The following is a 19,211-nucleotide window of genomic DNA, read 5'->3' on the forward strand; positions in this document are numbered from 1 at the left end:
ACCGCCGCCGCAGCTTGTATCGCCACGGACGCCCGGTCTTTGGCATAGTTGGCGGCGCGGCGCACCAAACGCAAAAAAACCGGCCAATGGCCGGTTCTTTTGGCATTCAAACCCTTCGAAAGTTGGTCTCAGCTTTCCTTGGGCATCAGCACCTGGCGACCGCGATACATGCCGGTCTTCAGGTCGATATGGTGCGGGCGGCGCATTTCGCCGGAATTCTTGTCCTCGACATAGGTCGGGGCCTTGAGAGCGTCGGCCGAGCGGCGCATGCCGCGCTTGGACGGAGAGGTTTTTCGTTTCGGAACGGCCATGGATATGCTCCACTACATGGTCAAAATGCCCCGATAGCCCTCGTGAAAGGGCCGCGTCAGGGCCATAATCTGAGAAGTCGGGTGCCTATACACGCCCTGCGCCGTTTTGGCCAGCACCGTGGCGATTTTTTTTGAGCCGGCAGCGGTTCGACCTAATCAAGACAACCGACGTACGCGCCCGAACGGCCGGCGCGGCGTTCGATCAGCGACGCCAGGCGCCGCAGACCCGGACCGGGCTTGGCCGGATTGCGGGCGATCGGATTGGGCAACGAGACGGCGAGCAATGCCGCCTGCCGCCGCGACAGCTGTTTGGCCGAAACGCCGAAATGATGCTGCGCCGCCGCCTCGATGCCGTAAACGCCCGGCCCCCATTCGGCGATGTTGAGGTAGATCTCCATGATCCGCCGTTTCGACATCACCGCGTCGAAATAGACGGCCAGCGGCAGTTCGACCACCTTGCGCACCGAGCCCAGCGGCCGCGACCACAGGAAAAGGTTCTTCACCGTCTGCATGGTGATGGTCGAGGCGCCGCGCGTCGCCTCGCCGGCCAGCGCATCGTCGACGACGCCGCGCAATTCGCCGAGATCGATGCCGCGATGGAAGCAGAACTGACCGTCCTCCGACATGATCACCGAATTGGCCAGCACCGGCGACACATCGTCGATCGACACCCAGCGCCGGTCGTAGCCGGAAAATGTCGCGAGGTCTTTGACCATCAAGGTCGATATCGGATGCACGAAGGACGGCAGATAGAGGAAGGTCAGCCCAACGGGTATCGCCGCCAGCACGGCGGCGACGACCAGGCAACGCCGGGCGAGGCGCTTCAGACCGGCGCGGTTCACGCGCCTCGGTCGCGCCATCTCAAACCCCTCGGTTTCATGATCGACGATCGGTTCCGTCAAGCCGCCCCACCCGCGCCATTCTCCCGCCTCCGGCATAATGGCGCGGGGCTTCTTGCGCAACGTCTGAGTGTCGGCTACCGCTCCCGGCCATGACGAAAGACGAGCAATTGGCCTTTGAGGCCGCACTTCTGGGGCGGGCGGCGGCGATCGAGGCCGGGCTCAGGCTGCTGCTCGACGGCCGCACGCTTGCCGGCGAGATCGCCCGACCGGAGCGTCTGATGGCGGCCATGCGCCATGGCGTGCTGAACGGCGGCAAGCGGCTGCGCCCCTTCCTGGTCATGGAAAGTGCCGCCCTTTTTGGCGCCTATGGCGAGGCGGCGATGCGCGTGGCGGCGGCGCTCGAATGCGTGCATTGCTATTCGCTGATCCATGACGATCTGCCTGCCATGGACGACGACGATCTGCGCCGCGGCCAGCCGACCGTGCACAAGGCCTTCGATGAAGCTACCGCCATACTTGCCGGCGATGCGCTTCTGACGCTTGCCTTCGATGTCCTCGCCGATGAGGCGACGGCGCTGCCGGCGGAGCGCAGGGCGGCGCTGGTGCTGGCGCTGGCGCGCGCGGCTGGCACCGGGGGCATGGTTGGCGGGCAGACGCTCGATCTCGAAGCCGAGCGCAGCAGGCCGGACGAAGCCGGCATTATCCGGCTGCAGGCGATGAAGACCGGCGCGCTGATCCGCTTCGCCTGCGAAGCCGGCGCGATCATTGCCGGCGCCGCACCGCAGGACCGCGACCGGCTGGCCGAATTCGGCTCGGCGGTCGGGCTTGCCTTCCAGCTTGCCGACGACCTGCTCGACCTGACCGCCGAGGCCAGCCAGATGGGCAAGGCGACCGGCAAGGACGCAGCCGCCGGCAAGGCGACGCTGGTGGCGCTGCATGGCGCGAACTGGGCGCGCAGCCAGCTCCATGGGCTGGTCAAGCAAGCCCATGAATTGCTCGAGCCTTACGGTGAACAGGCAGCCTTGCTGAAGGCAGCGGCAAGCTTCGTTGCAATCCGCAACAACTGAGGTTTGGGCGATCGGATGCCGAACCGTTTTCGGAATTTGTCGGCCTTGCGCTGCCTTGCTTTGGTGTCTCTCAAATGCCCCAAAGCAACTGCGCGCTCTATCTGACCTTGACGACGACCTTGCCCTTGGCGCGTCCTGTTTCGACGTAAGCCAGCGCCTCATTGGTCGCTTCAAAAGGAAAGACCCTGTCGACGACCGGGCGAATCGCCCCATCTTCGATGAGGGACGTGATTTTGCTCAGTTGCTCACCTTGCGCCGACATGAACAGGAACGAAAATCCCACCCCCCGGCGCTTGGCTTTGGTCCTGATACCACGGCTCAGCAGCCGCAGCAGCAGCCTTAGCACCACGTTCAGTCCCTGTTTCCTGGCAAATTCGGGATCCGGAGGACCGGAAATCGAGATGAGCTTCCCACCCGGTTTCAGCACAGTCAGGGATTTCTCAAGCGTCTTGGCGTCCTGGCTGTTCAGGACGACGTCGTAGCCCGACAGGATTTTCTCGAAGTCGTCCTTCCTGTAGTCGACGACGACATCGGCGCCGAGATCCCTGACCAGATCGTTGCTTGCCGCGCCCGCTGTTGTCGCAACGATCGCGCCGAGGTGCTTTGCCAACTGGATGGCGAATGTCCCCACGCCGCCGGAGCCAGCCTGGATGAAGATCTTCTGGCCTGTCTTCAGACCCGCCCTCTCGATGAGAGCCTGCCAGGCGGTCAGACCGACCAGCGGGATCGAGGCCGCCTCTTCCATGCTGAGGTTCGCCGGCTTCAGCGCCACGTCGGCTTCATCGATTGCGATGAATTCGACGAATGTCCCGATCCGGCCGTCGGGCGGCCGCGCATAGACGGCGTCGCCGGGTTTGAATTTGCGGACTTTCGAGCCCACCCTGACAACCCTTCCAGCAACGTCGTGACCGAGAATGAAGGGCCGGCGATAGGGAAGGATGAGTTTGAATTCACCGGTTCTGATTTTGGAATCCAGCAGGTTCACTCCTGCGGCATGGACCTCGACCAGGACGTCATTGTCCAGCAGTTCCGGCTCCGGCATCTCGGCGAGCCGCAAAATGCCTTTCTTGTTATATTTGTCGACAACGAATGCCTTCATGGCAGTGACTTTCTGAAGTGCCTGTTGGTGTGCCGTTTGTGCGTGAAATTCTCCGTCCCGCCGTTGTTCAGACCGGCAAGCGGAACTGCTTGCGCAAGGTCTTGTCGAACATCTCCGCGGGAGCGAAGCGGCGCAGCAGGCTGACCTGGCGCGCTGCCTTCCCTGCGGTATAGCGCCGTCGCGGACGGGCGTCGGTCGCTGCCTTGACGACCACATCCGCCACCACTTCCGGCCGATCGGCTTTGGGCATCACATCGGCAAGCAGCGCCTTGAGACCGGCGCGCGCCCGATCGTAGTCCTTCAACAGGGAATCCGGCTCGATGCCGTTCTGGTCGAAGACGGTGCGCACGAATGCCGGCTCGATGACCGAGACGCGAATGTTGAAGGCGCGAACCTCATGATCGAGCGATTCCGAATAGCCCTCCAGCGCGTGCTTGACCGCCGAGTAGTGCGCTGAGTATGGCGCGGGCACCAATCCTAGAATCGAGCCGATGTTGACGATGCGCCCTTGGCCGCGGCGCCGCATCGACGGCAACACCGCATTGGTCATGCGCATGACGCCGAACAGATTGACGTCGAACAGAACCTGCACCTGTGCGACCGAAGATTCCTCGGCGCCGCCAAGCAGGCCGACACCGGCATTGTTGACCAAGAGGTCGATGCGGCCGGTCTGGGCCAGCACGGTTGCAACGAGGGCGCTGACGGACTCCCCGTCGGTCACGTCGCAGGTCAGCATGGACACCTTAGCCGGGCCGTTGCCGGCCTTGCTGCGGCTTGTCCCGAAGACGGTATACCCCGCCCGCGCCAAGGCCTCGGCACTGGCGCGGCCGATGCCCGAAGAGGCTCCGGTCACGACTGCGGTCTTTCCAGAGTTCGCATTCATTTTTTATGCTCCAAAGCCACTGGGGCTAGCTTTCGTTCGCTGGTTGAATTATGATCATAATATCAAATTACGACCGTAATGCAATAGCAGAAAGGAATAGCAGCCATGCGCTACGAAAAGGGCCGAAAGGACGCCTCCCGCGATCGCATCGTGGAGGTCGCAGCCCAGCGTTTTCGCGGTGACGGCATCGCCGCGTCCGGACTGGCAGCCATTATGGGCGACGCCGGACTGACGAACGGAGCCTTCTATCCGCATTTCCAGTCCAAGGCGGAGCTCGTGCGTGAAAGCCTTGTAGCGGCACTGGAGAGCCAGGTGCAGCAACTGCAGGAGGTATTGGCCGCCGGTGGTCCGGAGATGGGCATAGCGGCGTATCTGTCAGCTGCGCACCGGGACAACCCGGGAACGGGCTGCGCCAACGCCGCGCTGCTCCCGGAACTCGCGCGTCAGCCGCTCGAAACGCGACAAGTCTATACCGAACGCTTGCTGGTTCTGGTGCGCCAGTTGTCTGCAGCGCTTCCGCAGGCCAGGGATCCGGAAGGCGTTGCCATGGGCGTCTTTGCGACCCTCATCGGCGCGCTTCAACTGGCCCGCGCGGTGGCAGGGACCGAATTGTCGGATCGCTTCCTTGCGGCAGGAGCAGATGCCGCGCGCAGGCTGATCCAGCCACGTGACGGGGAGAAGGCATCCTAGAGGTCGGTGGCGGCAGCGGCAAAGGGCAGCCCTGACATCGTCCTGCGGGTCGCACACAGGAAGGGCCGGCCTTTGGAGGCAAGCCGAACCGCTATTTCGCCCGATTCAATCTCAGGTCTAGTGCAGATGCCTGAGCTTGTCGGGATTGCGCATGACATAGACGGCCGCGATCTTGCCGTCCTCGATGTCAAGCGCGGTCGTCTGCAGTTCGCCATCGGCCTCCCGCGTGACGAACCCCGGCAGTCCATTGACGAAGCCGATGCGCACCAGCGTCGAGCGATTGTCGCGCAGCCAGGCCGCGACTTGCGCGTATTGCTTCATGACGGCGTCGAAGCCCAGCACCGGCGCCAAAGCCGCCGGACGCTTGCCGCCGCCATCGGCATGAGCGCTGACATCTTCCGTCAGCAGCGCGCCGAGCGCCTGCATGTCGCCGCTGCGCGATGCCGCGAAAAAAGCTTCGGCGATCTCCAGGCCACGCTGCTTCTCCACCTTGAAGCGGGGCCGCGCCTGGCGGACATGGCCCCGTGCGCGAGCGGCAAGCTGGCGGCAGGCGGCTGAATCGCGCTCGATGGCGGTCGCGACCTCCTCGAATTCCAGCCCGAACACATCGTGCAGCAGAAAGGCCGCCCGCTCGAGCGGCGAAAGCCGCTCCAGCGCCAACATCAGCGGCAAGGTGACATCTTCAAGATCGTCCTCTTCGACGATCGGCTCGGGCAGCCAAGGGCCGATATAGGTCTCGCGCTGGCGCCGCGTGGATTTGAGCTGGTCAAGGCAAAGCCGCGTCACCGTGCGGCGCAGGAACGCTTCTGGCTCGCGAACCTGCGAGCGGTCGGTCCCCATCCAGCGGATGAAGGCATCCTGCACGACATCCTCGGCGTCGCTCACCGAGCCCAGCATGCGATAGGCGACCCGCATCAGCTTCGGACGCAGCGGGCCGAAGCCCGCTGCCGCGTCGTCGGGTGCCGCGTCAGCCATCACGCCGCCTTGGCGCTGGCGCGTATCGTCGCCGCATCGTTATAAAGACCGAAGCCGACGGCGATGCGGTTCCAGCCATTGATGACGTTGATCAACACGGTGAGCTTGACCTGCTCTTCGTCGGTGAAATGCGCCTTCAGATCGGCATAAGCGCGTTCGCGGTCCTGTCCCTCCGACAGGCGCGTCAGCGCATCGGTCCAGCCGAGCGCAGCACGTTCGCGGTCGCTGTAGCAGGGCGCTTCGCGCCAGGCCGGCAGCAGATAGATGCGCTGCTCGGTCTCGCCATTCTCGCGCGCTTCCGTGGCATGCAGGTTGATGCAGTTGGCACAGCCATTGATCTGCGACGCCCGAAGCTTCACCAGCTCGTTGAGGCTGTGCTCGAGCCCGGCGGCGACGGAGAGCTCGGTCGATGCGCGCTGCCACTGCTTGATCAGCGCAGGGGCGGCGGCGAAGAGGTCGATTTTGGCGGTCATGATTGCAGTCCTTGTGTTGGGTACGCCATCATGACGAGACAAGACCGGCCGGTGTGACATTCAGGCTTTATTTTTTCGAAGGTGCTTTCCCGGCGCGTTCAATTGTCTTTGATCAGCACGATCTTCGCCGGATCGAAATCGATCCCGACCATCGTCCCTTCCGCCACGGCGGGTGTGACATCAGGCGATGTCGCGAACAGTTCGACCGCCGGATCGCTGATCGCGATCCGGTATTCCATGTGGTCGCCGAGATACGAGCTCTTGACCACCTGGCCCTTCATGGTGCCCGCTGGCTGGCCGGGCAAGATGCGCACGGCATTCGGGCGCACAGCGAGCATCGCCGGCCCCGGAGCGTTACCGCGACCCGGCATGTCGAGCAGCAAGGGTCCGACCTTGACCCTCGCTCTGGTTGCATTGCTGGAAAGCACCTCGACGTCGAGCAGATTGGCGTCGCCCATGAAGTCGGCGATGAAACGGTTGGTCGGCTCGTTGTAGAGGTCGCGCGGCGTGCCGTCCTGGGCGACGCGAGCGGCGTTCATGACGATGATGCGGTCGGAGACGGCGAGCGCCTCTTCCTGGTCATGCGTTACATAGACCATGGTCAGCGCCAGATCTTGCTGGAGGCCGCGGATTTCGTCGCGCACGCGCCGGCGCAGCTTGGCGTCGAGATTGGACAGCGGCTCGTCGAACAGCAGCACCTTCGGCTCCAGCACGATGGCGCGCGCCACCGCGACGCGCTGCTGTTGGCCGCCGGACAATTCGCTCGGCTGGCGCTTCTCGTAGCCGGACAGGCCGACAAGCGACAGCTTTTCGGCGGCGCGCTCGGCTGCCTGCGCCTTGCCAAGCCCCATCGCCCGCAGGCCGTAGCTGACATTCTCCATCACGTTCATATGCGGAAACAGCGCATAGGACTGGAACACCATGGAGACATCGCGCTCGGCGGCGGACAGCAAGGTCACATCCTTGTCGTCGATCAGGATGCGCCCGGTGCTGGTCTGTTCCAGCCCGGCGATCAGCCTGAGCGTCGTCGTCTTGCCGCAACCCGAGGGCCCGAGCAGCGTCACCAGACTGGCCGCCGCGATGTCGAAGCTGACGTTGTCGACGGCGGTCACCGCGCCATATTTCTTGGTGACGCCCTCGAACCGCACCGCTGGCCTGTCCGTCGCAACCGGGGCAGCAGTCTTCGCCGTCTGATCCACGCCGCTTCTCCCCATCAGATTGCTGCCACAACGGCTTCCGGACCAGGCCGGCGCCGGCCGAGCCGGCGTTCGCCGACCAGCAGCTGGATGCCGATGAGGATGACCATCATGACGACGATCATCACCGCCGAATAGACAATCGCGATGCCGTATTCGCCGACATCTGCGCGCCCGACAATGTAGACCGTGGCGAGGTTGAACCGGCCGCTCGCCAGGAAGATGACGGCGCTGACCGCCGTCACCGCGCGCACGAAACTGTAGATCATCGCGGTCACGATCGCCGGCTTCAGGATCGGCAGGATCACCCGCCGCAAGGTGGCGAAGGATCGCGCCCCAAGCGTCAGCGATGCCTCGTCCAGGCTCTTGTCGATCTGTCCGAGATTGGCGAGCCCGGCACGGATCGCCACCGGCATGTTGCGGAAGATGAAGGAGATCACGATGATCAGCCCGGTGCCGGTCAATTGCACCGGCGGCACGTTGAAGGCAAGGATATAGCTGACGCCGATTACCGTGCCGGGAATCGCGAAACTCATCATGGCCAGGAACTCGAACATGGTGCGCCCGGCGAAACGCTGCCGGTCGAGCAGATAGGCCGTCAGGATGCCGAGCGCCGCGGTGAACGGCATCGCCACCAGCGCCAGCCCGATGGTCATCAGCAGCGACGGCCAGGCCGAGCCGCTGAAAAACCAGCCATTGACGCCTTTCTCGATCGAAAAGGCGGTGAGGAAATATTCGAGCGTCGGCGTGTTGTCGCGCCCGATCGATTGCACGAAACCGCCGCTCAGGATGATGCCGTAGACCACGATGGTCAGAACCAGCCACGGAACGACGGCGGCGTAGCAGCCGATCCGCAAGGCCTTGGGCAGCGTCGCCGGTACGCCGCCATCGCCCTTGCCTGCGACGGTGACGTAGCTGCGGCTGCCGATCCAGCGGCGCTGGATGACGAAGGCTGCCAGCGTGAACATCAACAGCACGATCGCCAGCACCGCCGCGCGGCCCTGGTCGTGCGCCGCGCCAACCACCGCGAAGAATATATCGGTCGACAGCACGTTGAAATTGCCTCCCAGCACCAGCGGATTGGCGAAATCGGCCATGCTCTCGATGAACGAGATCAGGAAGGCGCTGGCCAGGCCCGGCCGGATCAACGGCCAGGTGACGGTGCGAAACGTCCGCCAGCGACTGGCGCGCAAGGTCTGCGACGCCTCCTCCATGCTCGGGCTGACCCCTTGCAGCACGCCGACCAGAACCAGGAAGGCGATCGGCGTGAAGGCCAGCACCTGCGCGATGGTGATGCCGGCTATGCCATAGATCCAGCGGCTGCGCGGAATGCCGAGATGCACCGACATGAGGTTGGTGACGATGCCGGCGCGGCCGAACAGCAGGATCAGCGCCAGGCCGATGACGAAGGGCGGCGTGATGATCGGCAGGATGGACAGGCCGCGCAGCAGCCATTTGGCCGGCAGCTTGGTGCGAAGCGCAATCAGCGCCAGAGCCAGCCCAAGCGCCGTGCAGAAAAAGCCGACGAGGACTGCGATCGCCACCGTGTTCCACGCCACGCCGCAGGAGCCCTCGCCATAGAGGCAGCGCAGGCTCCATATGTTGGCGCTGAAGATCTTTTCGACGAACAGCGCCGGCACGACATTGCCGTCATTATCCTTGATGGCCGAGGTGAGGATCGACAGCAGCGGATAGGCGACGAACAGGATCAGCGAAGCAATCACGATTGAGAGCGAGCCGACGACGAAACGGTCGCCCTTGCACCAGCCGCGCGCGGCGAGCGCCTCGGCGATGAACATCAGCATCGCCACGGCATAGAGCGCCGCACCCCAGCCGAGCCCCGGCTGTATCGGTCCCGGCGTGCCGGCGACCTGGGTAAGCAAGCCAAATCCCCAGCCCGAATGGATGATGGAAAAGCCTTCGATGGCCAGCCACAGCAGGCCCGCCGCGCCTGCAATCGCAAGGCTCTTGGGTTTGTTGCGCGCCACCAGCCAGCTCGCCAGCAGAAGCGGCAGGACAAGCGGCAACAGCCAGGGCCGGCCACCGAGCGCCAGTATGATGGCCGGCGTCGCATCCGCCGGCTGTGCCAGCCAGTCGAACGACAGGAAGCCGCCTTCGACCTTGTACCAAGGCAAGAGCACGAAGCTCGCCCACGCGGCCATTACCCAGGCGAGCGCGCTGCGTCCAGGAGCGGAACTGACCATGGAACCGGCCGCGGCCATTCAATGTCTTTCTGTGCCAAAGGATGGTGCGCCAGCTGCCGCGAAGGGCAGCCGGCGATCAGATGCTAGAGTGAGCACGAAAGAACGCGCTCAGCCGCCATTGCGGACCTCGTCGGTGAACTTCTTCAACAGCCGCTTGCGTTCGGCCGACGAGCCGTATTTGGCGAAGTCGTAGTCGATCAGCTTGATCTTCGAGAGGTCCGGCGCCTCGGGCGGCACCGGCGTGGCGGTGTTCGACGGAATCTGGAAGCTGCCGTTCGGCGCCGCGAGCTTCTGCGCATCCGGGCTCAGCGCCCAGTCGTAGAATTTCTGCGCCTCTTCGGCATGCTTGGCGCCCGTCACGATGCTCATCGAGCCGATCTCGAAGCCGGTGCCTTCGCAAGGCGACACCACCTTCACGGCAGGGTTCTGTTTCGCGGCATTGATCACGTCGTGCTGGAAGGAGATGCCGATCAGCGTCTCGCCCTTGCCGACGGCGAGCGCCGGCGCGGCCCCTGCCTTGGTGTATTCGGCGATGTTCTTGTTGAGCTGCTTGAGATAGTCGAATGCCTTGTCCTCGCCCATCAGCTGGACGATGGTGGCAAGCATGGTCCAGGCCGTGCCCGATGAATTCGGGTCGGCCATCTCGATCTCGCCCTGGAATTCCGGCTTGACCAGATCGGCCCAGCACGCCGGCGCGGTCAGCCCGCGCTGCTTCAGATCTTCCTCATTGTAGCCATAGCCGAGCGCACCGAGATAAATGCCGACCGTGCGGTTCTTCGACCTGTCGGCCTGCTTCAGCGCCCAGTCGCGCAAGTTTGCCAGTTGCGGCGACTTGTATTCCTGGGTGAGGCCCTCTTCCGCCGCCTGCAGATGCGGGTCGCCGGTGCCGCCCCACCAGATATCGGCTTGCGGATTGTCCTTCTCGGCCCGGAGGCGGGCGTAGATTTCGCCGGCGCTCATGCGGGTCATGTCGACGCTGACGCCCGTCTCCTTCTGGTAGGTGGTCGCCATCGCCCGGCACCAGGCCTCGTCGACGGCGCAATACATTGTGAGGCTGCGGTCGGCCGCCTGGGCGGCACCCGCCAATCCGAACATGGCCAGCGCCGCGCCAAGGCCAAGCCAGGCGGCGCGCAAGCCTTGCTTACTGTCAAATGTCTTCATCGATATTCCTCCCTGTCTTCTCACTGGAAACGATCTACCCGTCGTCGAGCGGCACTCCGATCACCTGGGACAATGTCGCCGCGACACCGGGTGCTGCCGCAAGCACGGGATTGCCCTTCGCCATGCCGTCGCCGTCGAGGAACCGGTTCACCCGGCCGCCGGCCTCCTCCACCAGCAGCAATCCGGCCAGGCAGTCCCACGAATTGATGTGCAGCTCGGCATAGGCATCCGAGCGGCCGTCGGCCACATAGGCCAGCCCAAGCGCTCCGGAGCCGGAGCGGCGTACATTGGCGCCGAGCGCCCACACCAGGCTCACCTTGTCGAGATACTCACGGTTCGGAATCCTCGGCGACCAGCCGAACTCCACAAAGGCACGGTCGAACGCTTGCGTCGGCGACACATGGATCGGCGCGCCATTGCGCGTCGCGCCTTGCCCGCGACGGGCAAAGTACGTTTCGCCGACGGCCGGATTGGCAATGCCGCCGATCTCGCTGCGGCCGTCCTCGACGAAAGCTATCGAAATGCAGAAATGCGGAATACCGCGCATGAAATTGGCGGTGCCGTCGATCGGGTCGACGACCCACATGCGGGCAGAGCCGATGCCGCCGCCTTCCTCGCCCAAAAACCCGTCCTGCGGAAAAGCCTCTGCGAGCGTCGCGCGGATGTGCTCCTCGACCTTGCCGTCGGTTTCAGTGAGAAAATCCTGCGGGCCTTTCATCGCCACCGGCTGGACGGCGCCCTGCCGGGCATAGCCTTCCATCGCCAGTTGCCCGGCCGTGACAAGCAGTTTCCGGCAGACCTCGGCACGCCTGTCCATCTCGGCCTCGGACAGCCGGTCCGCCTTCGGATGCGCCGCCGCCCTGCTCATGCAGCCGGTCCGGACAGTCGCGCCCTCAATGCCGTCTTCGGCGAAATGGACAGGGTATTCCTCCGATGCCACTCTTGAGCCGGCTTGTATTGCACGGCTGTGCAAAGCTGTTGCATTCGGCCATGCCTGTCAAGTGCGGTGGGTGGCAATGGCAGAAGAGTTGCATTACATTGCACGGGCGTGCAAAGAATCACGAAAACAGCAGCGAGAGCGTTGGCTTGAAGGTTCCGAGAATCCGCACCGGTTTTTCCAGCGCCCAGCAGGTTGCCGACCTCGCCGGGGTTTCGCGCTCGGCCGTGTCACGTACCTTCACGCCCGGCGCTTCCGTTTCCGGGGAAACCCGCGAGCGGGTGATGCTGGCGGCCGAGCAACTCGGCTATCACGTCAACCATCTGGCTCGCGGCCTGATGCGGGCCTCGACCGGCATTGTCTGCCTCATCGTTGCCGATGGCGACACGCCCTATCATGCCCGCCTGCAGAAGGCGCTGACCCAACATCTGCGGGACGCCGGCAAAATGGCCATGGTGTTCAACACCTCCGGCCCCAGCCACCATGTCGACCAGGCGCTGCGCAACACGCTGAACTATCGCGCCGATGCGAGCATCGTTCTGTCCGGCTCGCCGCCGCAGTTGCTGATCCGCACCTGTCTTGAGAACGGCCAGCGGCTGGTGCTGATCAATCGCGATGACCGCTTCGACGGCCCGCACAATATCGGTGTCGACAACGCTGCAGCCGCAGAGGCAGCGCTGCATGCCTTCATCCGCGCCGGCTGTACCCGCCCCGCTCTGGTGACCTCGGCCGCCGGCACGCCCAGCCTGCTCTCCCGCGAAACCGCCTTCCTTACCGCCGCGCAGAAGGAAGGGCTGGAGGTGACCGTGTGGCGCGAGGGCCGCACCGGCTATGCCACCGGAGCCGATGGCGCCAGGCGGCTCTTTTCCGGCCGGCAGCGGCCGGATGCGGCGTTCTGCGTGACCGACCTGATTGCGTGCGGCTTTCTCGATGCGGCCCGCCACGAGTTCGGCATCAGCGTACCCCGCGATCTCTGCGTCATCGGCTTTGACGACATTGAACAGGCCGACTGGGCCTCTTACCGGCTGACGACGTTCTCGCCGCCGATCGAGGAGATCGCCAGGCGCGCCGTGCGGCTCGCGACCGGCGCGCGGGAGGAGGCTGGCAGCCGCCTGATCTGCCATGCGCCCATGGTCTGGCGCAGCACGGTGAGGCCGGGGCCAGGGCTGATGCGAAACATGTGTCGGTCAAGACGGGAAACGTACTGATGTCCAAGAAAAAGGCCAGGAAGACCCGCCAGGCGGCAAGACCGGTGGAGATAGCTGTAGGCCCCGAAATCCGGAGCATGATGCGCAAGTTTGGCCTGACCGAGGAAGAAGCACTGCGCATGATGCGCGAATGCGATGCCACCCTCTATGGCGCCAACTCCGGGCACGTGCAGCCAGGATCTTGACGGCCCGCCAGGCGCGAACGGAATTTTAATGTAAATCAAGCGTAATCCCGACCGTTAAAATGATGCGTATGTGTTGGGGTTGCGCATGCCGGAATATTCTTTCTTCATCCGCTCGATCCGGATCCGCTACATCTCGGGATTGCTCATCTTTGCGCTGGCTTCCACCGCGGTGATGTTTGCGCTCAATCGCGTCAATTCCTTCCGCCACGACATCGACGCGCTGAGCAGCAATCTCGTCGTCTTCACCCGCGACCTGCGCAACGCCTCCAGCTTTGCCGAAACCGCCAGCACGGCCTGGCGCACCGAAACCCGTGACGGCCTTGCCGCCGCCGCGCGCGGCCATTCGCAACGCCTGACCAGCGAGATCGAAACACTGTCCGCGGAGCTTGCCGCGATCAAGCCGAGCCTGTCGGCCAAAACGCTGGACGAACTCTCGTCGGCCGCCGTCAACGGTGACCTGTTCTGGTCGTCGCGCGACATCGTGCGCAACTTCAACCTGATGTCGGCGGCGCAACAGACCGACGAATGGAGTTCGCGCGAAATCCTCAACCAGAACGACCTGTTCGTCCAGCCGATGCTGGTGCGTGTGCGTACCGCCATGGATGGCGAACGCCATCTGGCCGACGCCTCCAGCGACAGGCTGCTGTTTTGGGCAAGCGGCCTTCTGTTCGCGGTTCTTGCCATCGTTGCCCTCTGGATCTTCCGGCCGATGGAAAAGGCGATCCGCCGCGCCTTCACCGAATCCGCCGCATCCTTGTTCAAGGCCGAAGCGGCCGACCGTGCCAAATCGGAATTCCTGGCCAATATGAGCCATGAGATCCGCACGCCGATGAATGGCGTGCTGGGCATGGCCGAACTGCTCGCCAAGACCGAGCTTAACGCGCGCCAGAAAACCTTCACCGAAGTCATCGTCAAATCCGGCAATGCGCTGCTCACCATCATCAACGACATCCTCGATTTCTCCAAGATCAATGCCGGTCAGCTGACGCTCGATCCTGCACCCTTCCGGCTTGCCGAAGCGGTCGAGGACGTGGCCACACTGGTGTCGGCGCGCGTCGCCGAAAAGAACCTCGAGCTAATCGTGCGTGTCGACCCGCGCCTGCCTGCCCATGTCGTCGGCGATGCCGGACGGTTCCGTCAGATCGTCACCAATCTGCTCGGCAATGCGGTGAAGTTCACCGAGAAGGGCCATGTGCTGATCGATGTCGGCGGCGAGGTGGTCGACGGCCTGGTCCAGCTCAAGGTCCGCGTCGAGGACACAGGCATCGGCATTCCTGCCGAGAAGCTCGAGAACGTGTTCGAGAAATTCGCGCAGGTCGACGGCTCGTCGACGCGCCGCCATGAAGGCACCGGCCTCGGCCTTGCCATCGCCGCCCGCCTCATCGATCTGATGGGCGGCAAGATCGGCGTCGAAAGCGAGATCGGCCGCGGCTCGGTGTTCTGGTTCGCCGTGCCGCTGCCGGCGCATCAGCAGGACACGCGCAACGAGGTCGTGCCGGTCGATGTCACCGGCGCCCGCGTGCTGGTCATCGACGACAACCCGGTCAACCGCGAGATCTTGCTGGAACAGCTCAGAAGCTGGAGCTTCGACTGCGCGGCCGCCGAAAGCGGCGCCGTCGGCCTCGCCTTTCTAGACCGGGCCAGCCAACTCGGTGCTGCGGTCGACTGCATCATTCTCGACTACCAGATGCCCGGCATGAACGGCGCCGATGTCGCCAAAGCGATTTCCGCCGACAGCCGTCTCTCCGCCATCCCGGTGGTGCTGCTGACCTCGGTCGATCAGGTCGATTTCGGCAAGATGGTCATCGATTTCGGCATCGCCGCGCATCTCACCAAGCCGGCGCGCTCGGCCATCCTGCTCGGCACCGTCATCTCGGCAATCCAGAAAGCGCGGGCCCAGATCGGCAAGGCCCAGTTTGTTCGCGAGCCTGTTGTTCCGCAGGCGGCACCCGTGACGCCACCCGCCTTCACCGTCATTCGCGGCCCGGCAATTCCGGCGGCCACAGTGCCTGAATCGATCGCCACGCCAAACGGCCCGATCGATATTCTGATCGCCGAGGACAATGACGTGAACCAGCTGGTGTTCGGCCAGATCCTCAATGGGCTTGGCCTCAGCTACCGCATCGCCAGCAATGGCCGCACGGCCGTCGAGATGTACCGGGCGCTGCGGCCGAAGCTGATCCTCATGGACGTCTCCATGCCGGAGATGAACGGCTACGAGGCGACCCGCGCCATCCGGGCGGCGGAGGCAGCGAGTGGCAATCACACACCAATCATCGGCGTCACCGCGCACGCACTGAAGGGCGACCGCGACAAATGTATCGAGTCCGGCATGGACGACTATCTGCCCAAGCCGGTGTCGCCCGACCGTCTCGGCAGCAAGATCGGCACCTGGCTCAGCGAAACGGTAGCGGTAAAGAGGGCTTGATCAAATCGCCGCGTCCAGATGATAGCGGCGCATCCAGTCGAGGCTGGTCTCGTCGGAGAGCTTGGCGACGCCCGGCTTTACGTCGGCGGCATTCGGCGCCGGAACGCCCAGGGCCTCGCAGATGGATGCCAATGCCGCTGCCGGATCGGCTGACAGGCGCTCATAGCCGATGCGCAGCGGGACGATCCCCTGCTCCGCGAACCAGACGTTCCAGCCCGCGTCATAGGCTTCGAGTTCGGCAAGCTCGCGCTGGATCCGCTTGAAATCGTAGCGGGGTTCCTGCGGCGGTGCGACTCGTTCGATCTCGGTTCCGTCGGGCGCGATGTGCCAAAGCCCGGTCTGCTCGGCCTTGATCAGCGACACCGCCTGCGCCAGCTTGTTTTCGCGCGAAAGATGGATGTAGAGGATACGGCCGAAGGCCTTTTCAAAGCGTGCTTTGTCCGATGGCAGGTCTGGGTAGATCCGGTCGAGGATGGCCGAGAGTTCACCCAGGTTCTCCCGCATCAGGCGCAAGCCGAAGACGGCTGTTCCGCCCTTTCCCGCGCTGATTGCCGCCTTGAGGTAGGCGACATCGAAGTCATGCGCGCTCATCGTCTCGGGATGCGGCAATTTCCACTCTTCGGCCCATTCCGCTTTGTCCTGCCGCCGGTAGAACGAGTGCGGATCGCCGGCTGTTTTCGTCGAGGCCAGAAGGCCGCACAGCAAGGTGCTTCCGGTTCTCGGCGTGCCGCAGATTATGTAGCCGTCACGCATCTCGGGGCTCTGTCGCTTGTCATGGATTGGGCTAACCTCGCCAGGCGCGGTGACACGCGCGCTTCGCGAAGGACTCCAGTCTAGCCGCGCCGGAAGGGATAGAGGAATTGCTGCCAGTATCCGTTCGGAACGGGATGTCCGTGAATGCCGTAGCCGTTCGGCCAGCGCCCTTCGGGCATATGATGGGTGCCGAACAGCCGGTCGAGCAGCGGGAAATGGATGGCGAAATTTACGTCGATCGCTTCTTTTTCGAGGCCGTGATGCCAGTGGTGGTAACGCGGCGACACCAGCACCTTTTCGACTGGACCGAAACTGGTTCCGATGTTGGAATGGATGAACGACGAATAGACGTAGACGATCAATATATACGTCTGGATAGCCGATTCATCGAACCCCAGCACGAACATCGGGGTGGCCGTCAGGCTGCGCAGCACGATGATTTCCAGGAAATGCATGCGCGCACCGGCAATCCAGTCCATCGACTTGGCGGAATGGTGCACGGCATGGAACTTCCACAGCCAGGGAATGCGATGAAAGGCCCGATGCACCCAATACTGGGCAAGGTCGGTCAGGAACATCACCGCCAGCAGTTGCACCAGCCACGGCAAGCCGTGGACCCAGGCGCGCACCGAACCAAGGGTGCCCTGTGAATTGACGAAGTTGGACGGCGCCAAGGTCAGGTAGGTCAAAATCTGCACCAGCAGCGACGAGACCAGATAGTAGAACAGGTCCTCGCGCCATTCGTCGCGGAACACGGTCTGATCCTTGTTGCGCGCGAAAAGACGTTCGAGCGGGACGAACAGCACACCCATGAACAAGGCGTTCAGGATGAAGAAATCGAGCCCGAAGAACACCCCGTCGATGTGCAGTTGATGGCGCACCGGAAGCATGCCGACCAGCGACGCCAGCAGCACAGTGAACATCGCTGCCGCGCCGAGCGTCTTTTGCCTGCGCAGCGTCATGCTGAGGATCGCCAGGATATAGCCGGAGATGAGGACGAAATAGAGCACCGGCTTGAAGAACAGCATCTGGTGGATGGGGGCCAGATCCGGCATCGATGTAAGCGACGGGTAGCGCAGCACGATGACCATCAGCAGGGCGGTGACCCCGGCAAGCAAGCCAATCGAGCCGGACAGCCAGCCAGAACCGAACGGCCGTTTGGCGCGCGGCGTTTCAAGTTCACCGACGACGCGTCCAAGGAAATTTGTCACCGGCATGATTTCCCCCGTTAACGGCCCCAAAGGTCTCGCCAGAAATTTCGACCTGTCTTACTACAGCAAGGCTCATAAATATTTAATCGACACGACTTTGCAGGCCAGAGACGGCTATCGGCGTTTTGGGCAATTGGTAAAAGCTGCGATCGTGTTAAAGACACCGGCCACTATAGTCGGAATCTTTCCTGGATGCGACGGGCGCATTCAAGCGGCGTCAGCCGGCTGGTGTCGACTTCGAGGTCGTAGTCCATGCCCTTGTGGACGCGTCCATATTGCCAGCGCGCCAGGCCAGGCAGCCTGTCGGCGCGCGCGGCCTCGCGCGCTTCCAGCACCTCCAGCGGCGCCATGACGCCGACCAGATGCAGATCGAAACCCGACAGCAGCATGCGGTACTCCGCTATCTCTTCATTGAAGATCACGTCGTCGACGATGAGATTGTTGCCTTGCCCGGCCATGGCAGCGATGGCATGGCGCATGCCGCGCATGGTTCGTGCGCCGACCGGTCCGCTCCTGATCACCACCGACGGCCTGCCGTCTTCCAGCACCGTCTCAAAGGAAAACCCGTCGGCATGATCCTGCAGCGCCGGCGGCAGCATGTCGATGAAAGCATCCATCTGGACATGCAGGAACGGTTCAGCGGCGATTGTTTGCAGCGCCCTGGCGATCGAGCTTTTGCCGGCGCTGCCGACGCCATTGAGCAGGACGATTTTGGCCGTCATGTCGCCCCCTATCGGTTGCGCACGACGATACAGGCGCCGCCGACGCTTTGCAGTTTCTGGCAGATGACGTTGGCGGCGCTACGGTCGTCGACACCGATCCTGACGGCGTAGATGCCGCGTCGGCCGATCGGCGTGCGCACCCGGCTGACCACCGGGTCACGACCGGAAAGCAGCGCCGGAAACCGGCTCCTGACCCGCAGCCACTGATTGATCGCAGCGCCCCTGCGGAAATTGCCGGCCACCTGGACGCCCCATGGCTTCACATTGATCGACGCCATGGCCACGGTTCTCGACATGATCACCGGCAGCTTGCGGCAGGCGACGGCAAAGCTGGTTTTCGCGTCGAGCGGCTCGATCGTTCCGGCGTAGGCGCTGTCGGAGAACTTGTCGGCCGGTTCGCCCATGATGTCGAAGACGTAGCTCTCGGTCTCCATGGGCAAGAAGCCGCCCGAACCCAGCCAGCGCGAAACGCGGCTCTCGCCGGCATTGTAGGCAGCCGCCGCCAGGCCGAGATTGCCGAAGCCGGTCTTCATTTCGGCGAGATATTTCGCCGAAGCCGGGATCGCCTGGTCGATGTCGAAAGGATCGGCCAGCCCGCGCATCTTGGCGGTGCTCGGCATGAACTGGGCGATCCCTTCGGCACCGACCGGGCTAACCGCATTGGGATCGAAGCGGCTTTCTTTCCAGATCAGCCGGGCGAAGTAATCCTTCGGCAGGCCGTTCCGCTCGGCATGCGTCTCGATCAGGTCACAGACACGGCCGATCAATCGTTTCGCCGCCGAGCGCGATTGCGGTGGATCGGCAAGTGCCTGTCCGGCACTCAGCCCGCAGAGCAGGATCACACCGGCTTTGAGCAGCCCCCGCAT

At 63.6% G+C, this 19,211-nt stretch carries 19 protein-coding genes; 5 read left to right on the forward strand and 14 right to left on the reverse strand.

The window, feature by feature from the left end:
* Positions 1 to 128: 128 nt before the first annotated feature.
* Positions 129 to 311: a 50S ribosomal protein L32 gene (rpmF, locus tag AC3CCE_RS09365; protein ID WP_352623625.1), complete on the reverse strand. Its 183-nt coding sequence runs from the start codon at positions 309 to 311 to the stop codon at positions 129 to 131.
* Between the two features lie 152 nt (positions 312 to 463).
* Positions 464 to 1,171 carry a transglycosylase domain-containing protein gene (locus AC3CCE_RS09370; RefSeq protein WP_050588540.1) on the reverse strand — a complete coding sequence of 236 codons (708 nt, stop codon included), beginning with the start codon at positions 1,169 to 1,171 and terminating at the stop codon, positions 464 to 466.
* Between the two features lie 131 nt (positions 1,172 to 1,302).
* On the opposite strand from AC3CCE_RS09370, the gene AC3CCE_RS09375 reads away from it, so the two are divergent.
* Complete coding sequence (locus AC3CCE_RS09375; RefSeq protein ID WP_352623627.1) at positions 1,303 to 2,220, forward strand: polyprenyl synthetase family protein; 918 nt, start codon at positions 1,303 to 1,305, stop codon at positions 2,218 to 2,220.
* 97 nt (positions 2,221 to 2,317) lie between these two features.
* Here the strand turns inward: AC3CCE_RS09375 and AC3CCE_RS09380 are convergent, their stop codons facing one another.
* Positions 2,318 to 3,319, reverse strand: coding sequence for an NADP-dependent oxidoreductase (locus tag AC3CCE_RS09380; protein WP_352623629.1), 1,002 nt, complete (start codon positions 3,317 to 3,319; stop codon positions 2,318 to 2,320).
* A gap of 67 nt (positions 3,320 to 3,386) precedes the next feature.
* Positions 3,387 to 4,202 carry an oxidoreductase gene (locus AC3CCE_RS09385; RefSeq protein WP_352623631.1) on the reverse strand — a complete coding sequence of 272 codons (816 nt, stop codon included), beginning with the start codon at positions 4,200 to 4,202 and terminating at the stop codon, positions 3,387 to 3,389.
* 105 nt (positions 4,203 to 4,307) lie between these two features.
* On the opposite strand from AC3CCE_RS09385, the gene AC3CCE_RS09390 reads away from it, so the two are divergent.
* On the forward strand, positions 4,308 to 4,892 hold the full coding sequence (locus tag AC3CCE_RS09390) for a TetR/AcrR family transcriptional regulator (RefSeq protein ID WP_023818413.1): 585 nt from the start codon (positions 4,308 to 4,310) through the stop codon (positions 4,890 to 4,892).
* 117 nt (positions 4,893 to 5,009) lie between these two features.
* On the opposite strand, the gene AC3CCE_RS09395 is transcribed toward AC3CCE_RS09390, so the two are convergent.
* The 6 genes from AC3CCE_RS09395 to AC3CCE_RS09420 all read right to left on the reverse strand — a co-directional run bounded on the left by AC3CCE_RS09395 (position 5,010) and on the right by AC3CCE_RS09420 (position 11,769).
* On the reverse strand, positions 5,010 to 5,867 hold the full coding sequence (locus AC3CCE_RS09395) for a sigma-70 family RNA polymerase sigma factor (protein WP_352623633.1): 858 nt from the start codon (positions 5,865 to 5,867) through the stop codon (positions 5,010 to 5,012).
* Positions 5,867 to 6,340, reverse strand: coding sequence for a carboxymuconolactone decarboxylase family protein (locus tag AC3CCE_RS09400; RefSeq protein ID WP_352623635.1), 474 nt, complete (start codon positions 6,338 to 6,340; stop codon positions 5,867 to 5,869). The genes AC3CCE_RS09395 and AC3CCE_RS09400 overlap by 1 nt, the downstream gene beginning before the upstream one ends.
* Before the next feature lie 98 nt (positions 6,341 to 6,438).
* The gene (locus AC3CCE_RS09405) at positions 6,439 to 7,539 is read right to left on the reverse strand and encodes an ABC transporter ATP-binding protein (RefSeq protein WP_352623637.1); all 1,101 of its coding nucleotides are present in this window, start codon (positions 7,537 to 7,539) and stop codon (positions 6,439 to 6,441) included.
* A gap of 14 nt (positions 7,540 to 7,553) precedes the next feature.
* Complete coding sequence (locus AC3CCE_RS09410; protein ID WP_488377129.1) at positions 7,554 to 9,758, reverse strand: ABC transporter permease; 2,205 nt, start codon at positions 9,756 to 9,758, stop codon at positions 7,554 to 7,556.
* Positions 9,759 to 9,848: 90 nt separating this feature from the next.
* Entirely contained in the window at positions 9,849 to 10,874 is a 1,026-nt protein-coding gene (locus AC3CCE_RS09415) for an ABC transporter substrate-binding protein (protein ID WP_023711637.1), read from the reverse strand.
* A 61-nt stretch (positions 10,875 to 10,935) separates the two neighbouring features.
* The gene (locus AC3CCE_RS09420; protein WP_352623639.1) at positions 10,936 to 11,769 is read right to left on the reverse strand and encodes an inositol monophosphatase family protein; all 834 of its coding nucleotides are present in this window, start codon (positions 11,767 to 11,769) and stop codon (positions 10,936 to 10,938) included.
* A 218-nt stretch (positions 11,770 to 11,987) separates the two neighbouring features.
* Between AC3CCE_RS09420 and AC3CCE_RS09425 the strand changes: the two genes are divergently transcribed.
* From AC3CCE_RS09425 to AC3CCE_RS09435, 3 genes are all read left to right on the forward strand, one after another.
* Positions 11,988 to 13,046: a LacI family DNA-binding transcriptional regulator gene (locus tag AC3CCE_RS09425; protein ID WP_352623641.1), complete on the forward strand. Its 1,059-nt coding sequence runs from the start codon at positions 11,988 to 11,990 to the stop codon at positions 13,044 to 13,046.
* Complete coding sequence (locus AC3CCE_RS09430) at positions 13,046 to 13,231, forward strand: hypothetical protein (RefSeq protein WP_023684018.1); 186 nt, start codon at positions 13,046 to 13,048, stop codon at positions 13,229 to 13,231. The genes AC3CCE_RS09425 and AC3CCE_RS09430 overlap by 1 nt, the downstream gene beginning before the upstream one ends.
* Before the next feature lie 85 nt (positions 13,232 to 13,316).
* Positions 13,317 to 15,659 carry a response regulator gene (locus tag AC3CCE_RS09435; protein ID WP_352623642.1) on the forward strand — a complete coding sequence of 781 codons (2,343 nt, stop codon included), beginning with the start codon at positions 13,317 to 13,319 and terminating at the stop codon, positions 15,657 to 15,659.
* On the opposite strand, the gene AC3CCE_RS09440 is transcribed toward AC3CCE_RS09435, so the two are convergent.
* The 4 genes from AC3CCE_RS09440 to AC3CCE_RS09455 all read right to left on the reverse strand — a co-directional run bounded on the left by AC3CCE_RS09440 (position 15,660) and on the right by AC3CCE_RS09455 (position 19,211).
* Positions 15,660 to 16,412 carry a Stf0 family sulfotransferase gene (locus AC3CCE_RS09440; RefSeq protein ID WP_352514798.1) on the reverse strand — a complete coding sequence of 251 codons (753 nt, stop codon included), beginning with the start codon at positions 16,410 to 16,412 and terminating at the stop codon, positions 15,660 to 15,662.
* An 80-nt stretch (positions 16,413 to 16,492) separates the two neighbouring features.
* Entirely contained in the window at positions 16,493 to 17,629 is a 1,137-nt protein-coding gene (locus tag AC3CCE_RS09445) for a sterol desaturase family protein (protein WP_352623643.1), read from the reverse strand.
* 164 nt (positions 17,630 to 17,793) lie between these two features.
* A complete protein-coding gene (locus tag AC3CCE_RS09450) occupies positions 17,794 to 18,345 on the reverse strand; it encodes a chloramphenicol phosphotransferase CPT family protein (protein ID WP_352623645.1) in 552 nt (183 codons plus the stop codon).
* Positions 18,346 to 18,353: 8 nt separating this feature from the next.
* The gene (locus tag AC3CCE_RS09455) at positions 18,354 to 19,211 is read right to left on the reverse strand and encodes a lytic transglycosylase domain-containing protein (protein WP_352623647.1); all 858 of its coding nucleotides are present in this window, start codon (positions 19,209 to 19,211) and stop codon (positions 18,354 to 18,356) included.

Source organism: Mesorhizobium sp. P160187 (genome assembly GCF_057766425.1).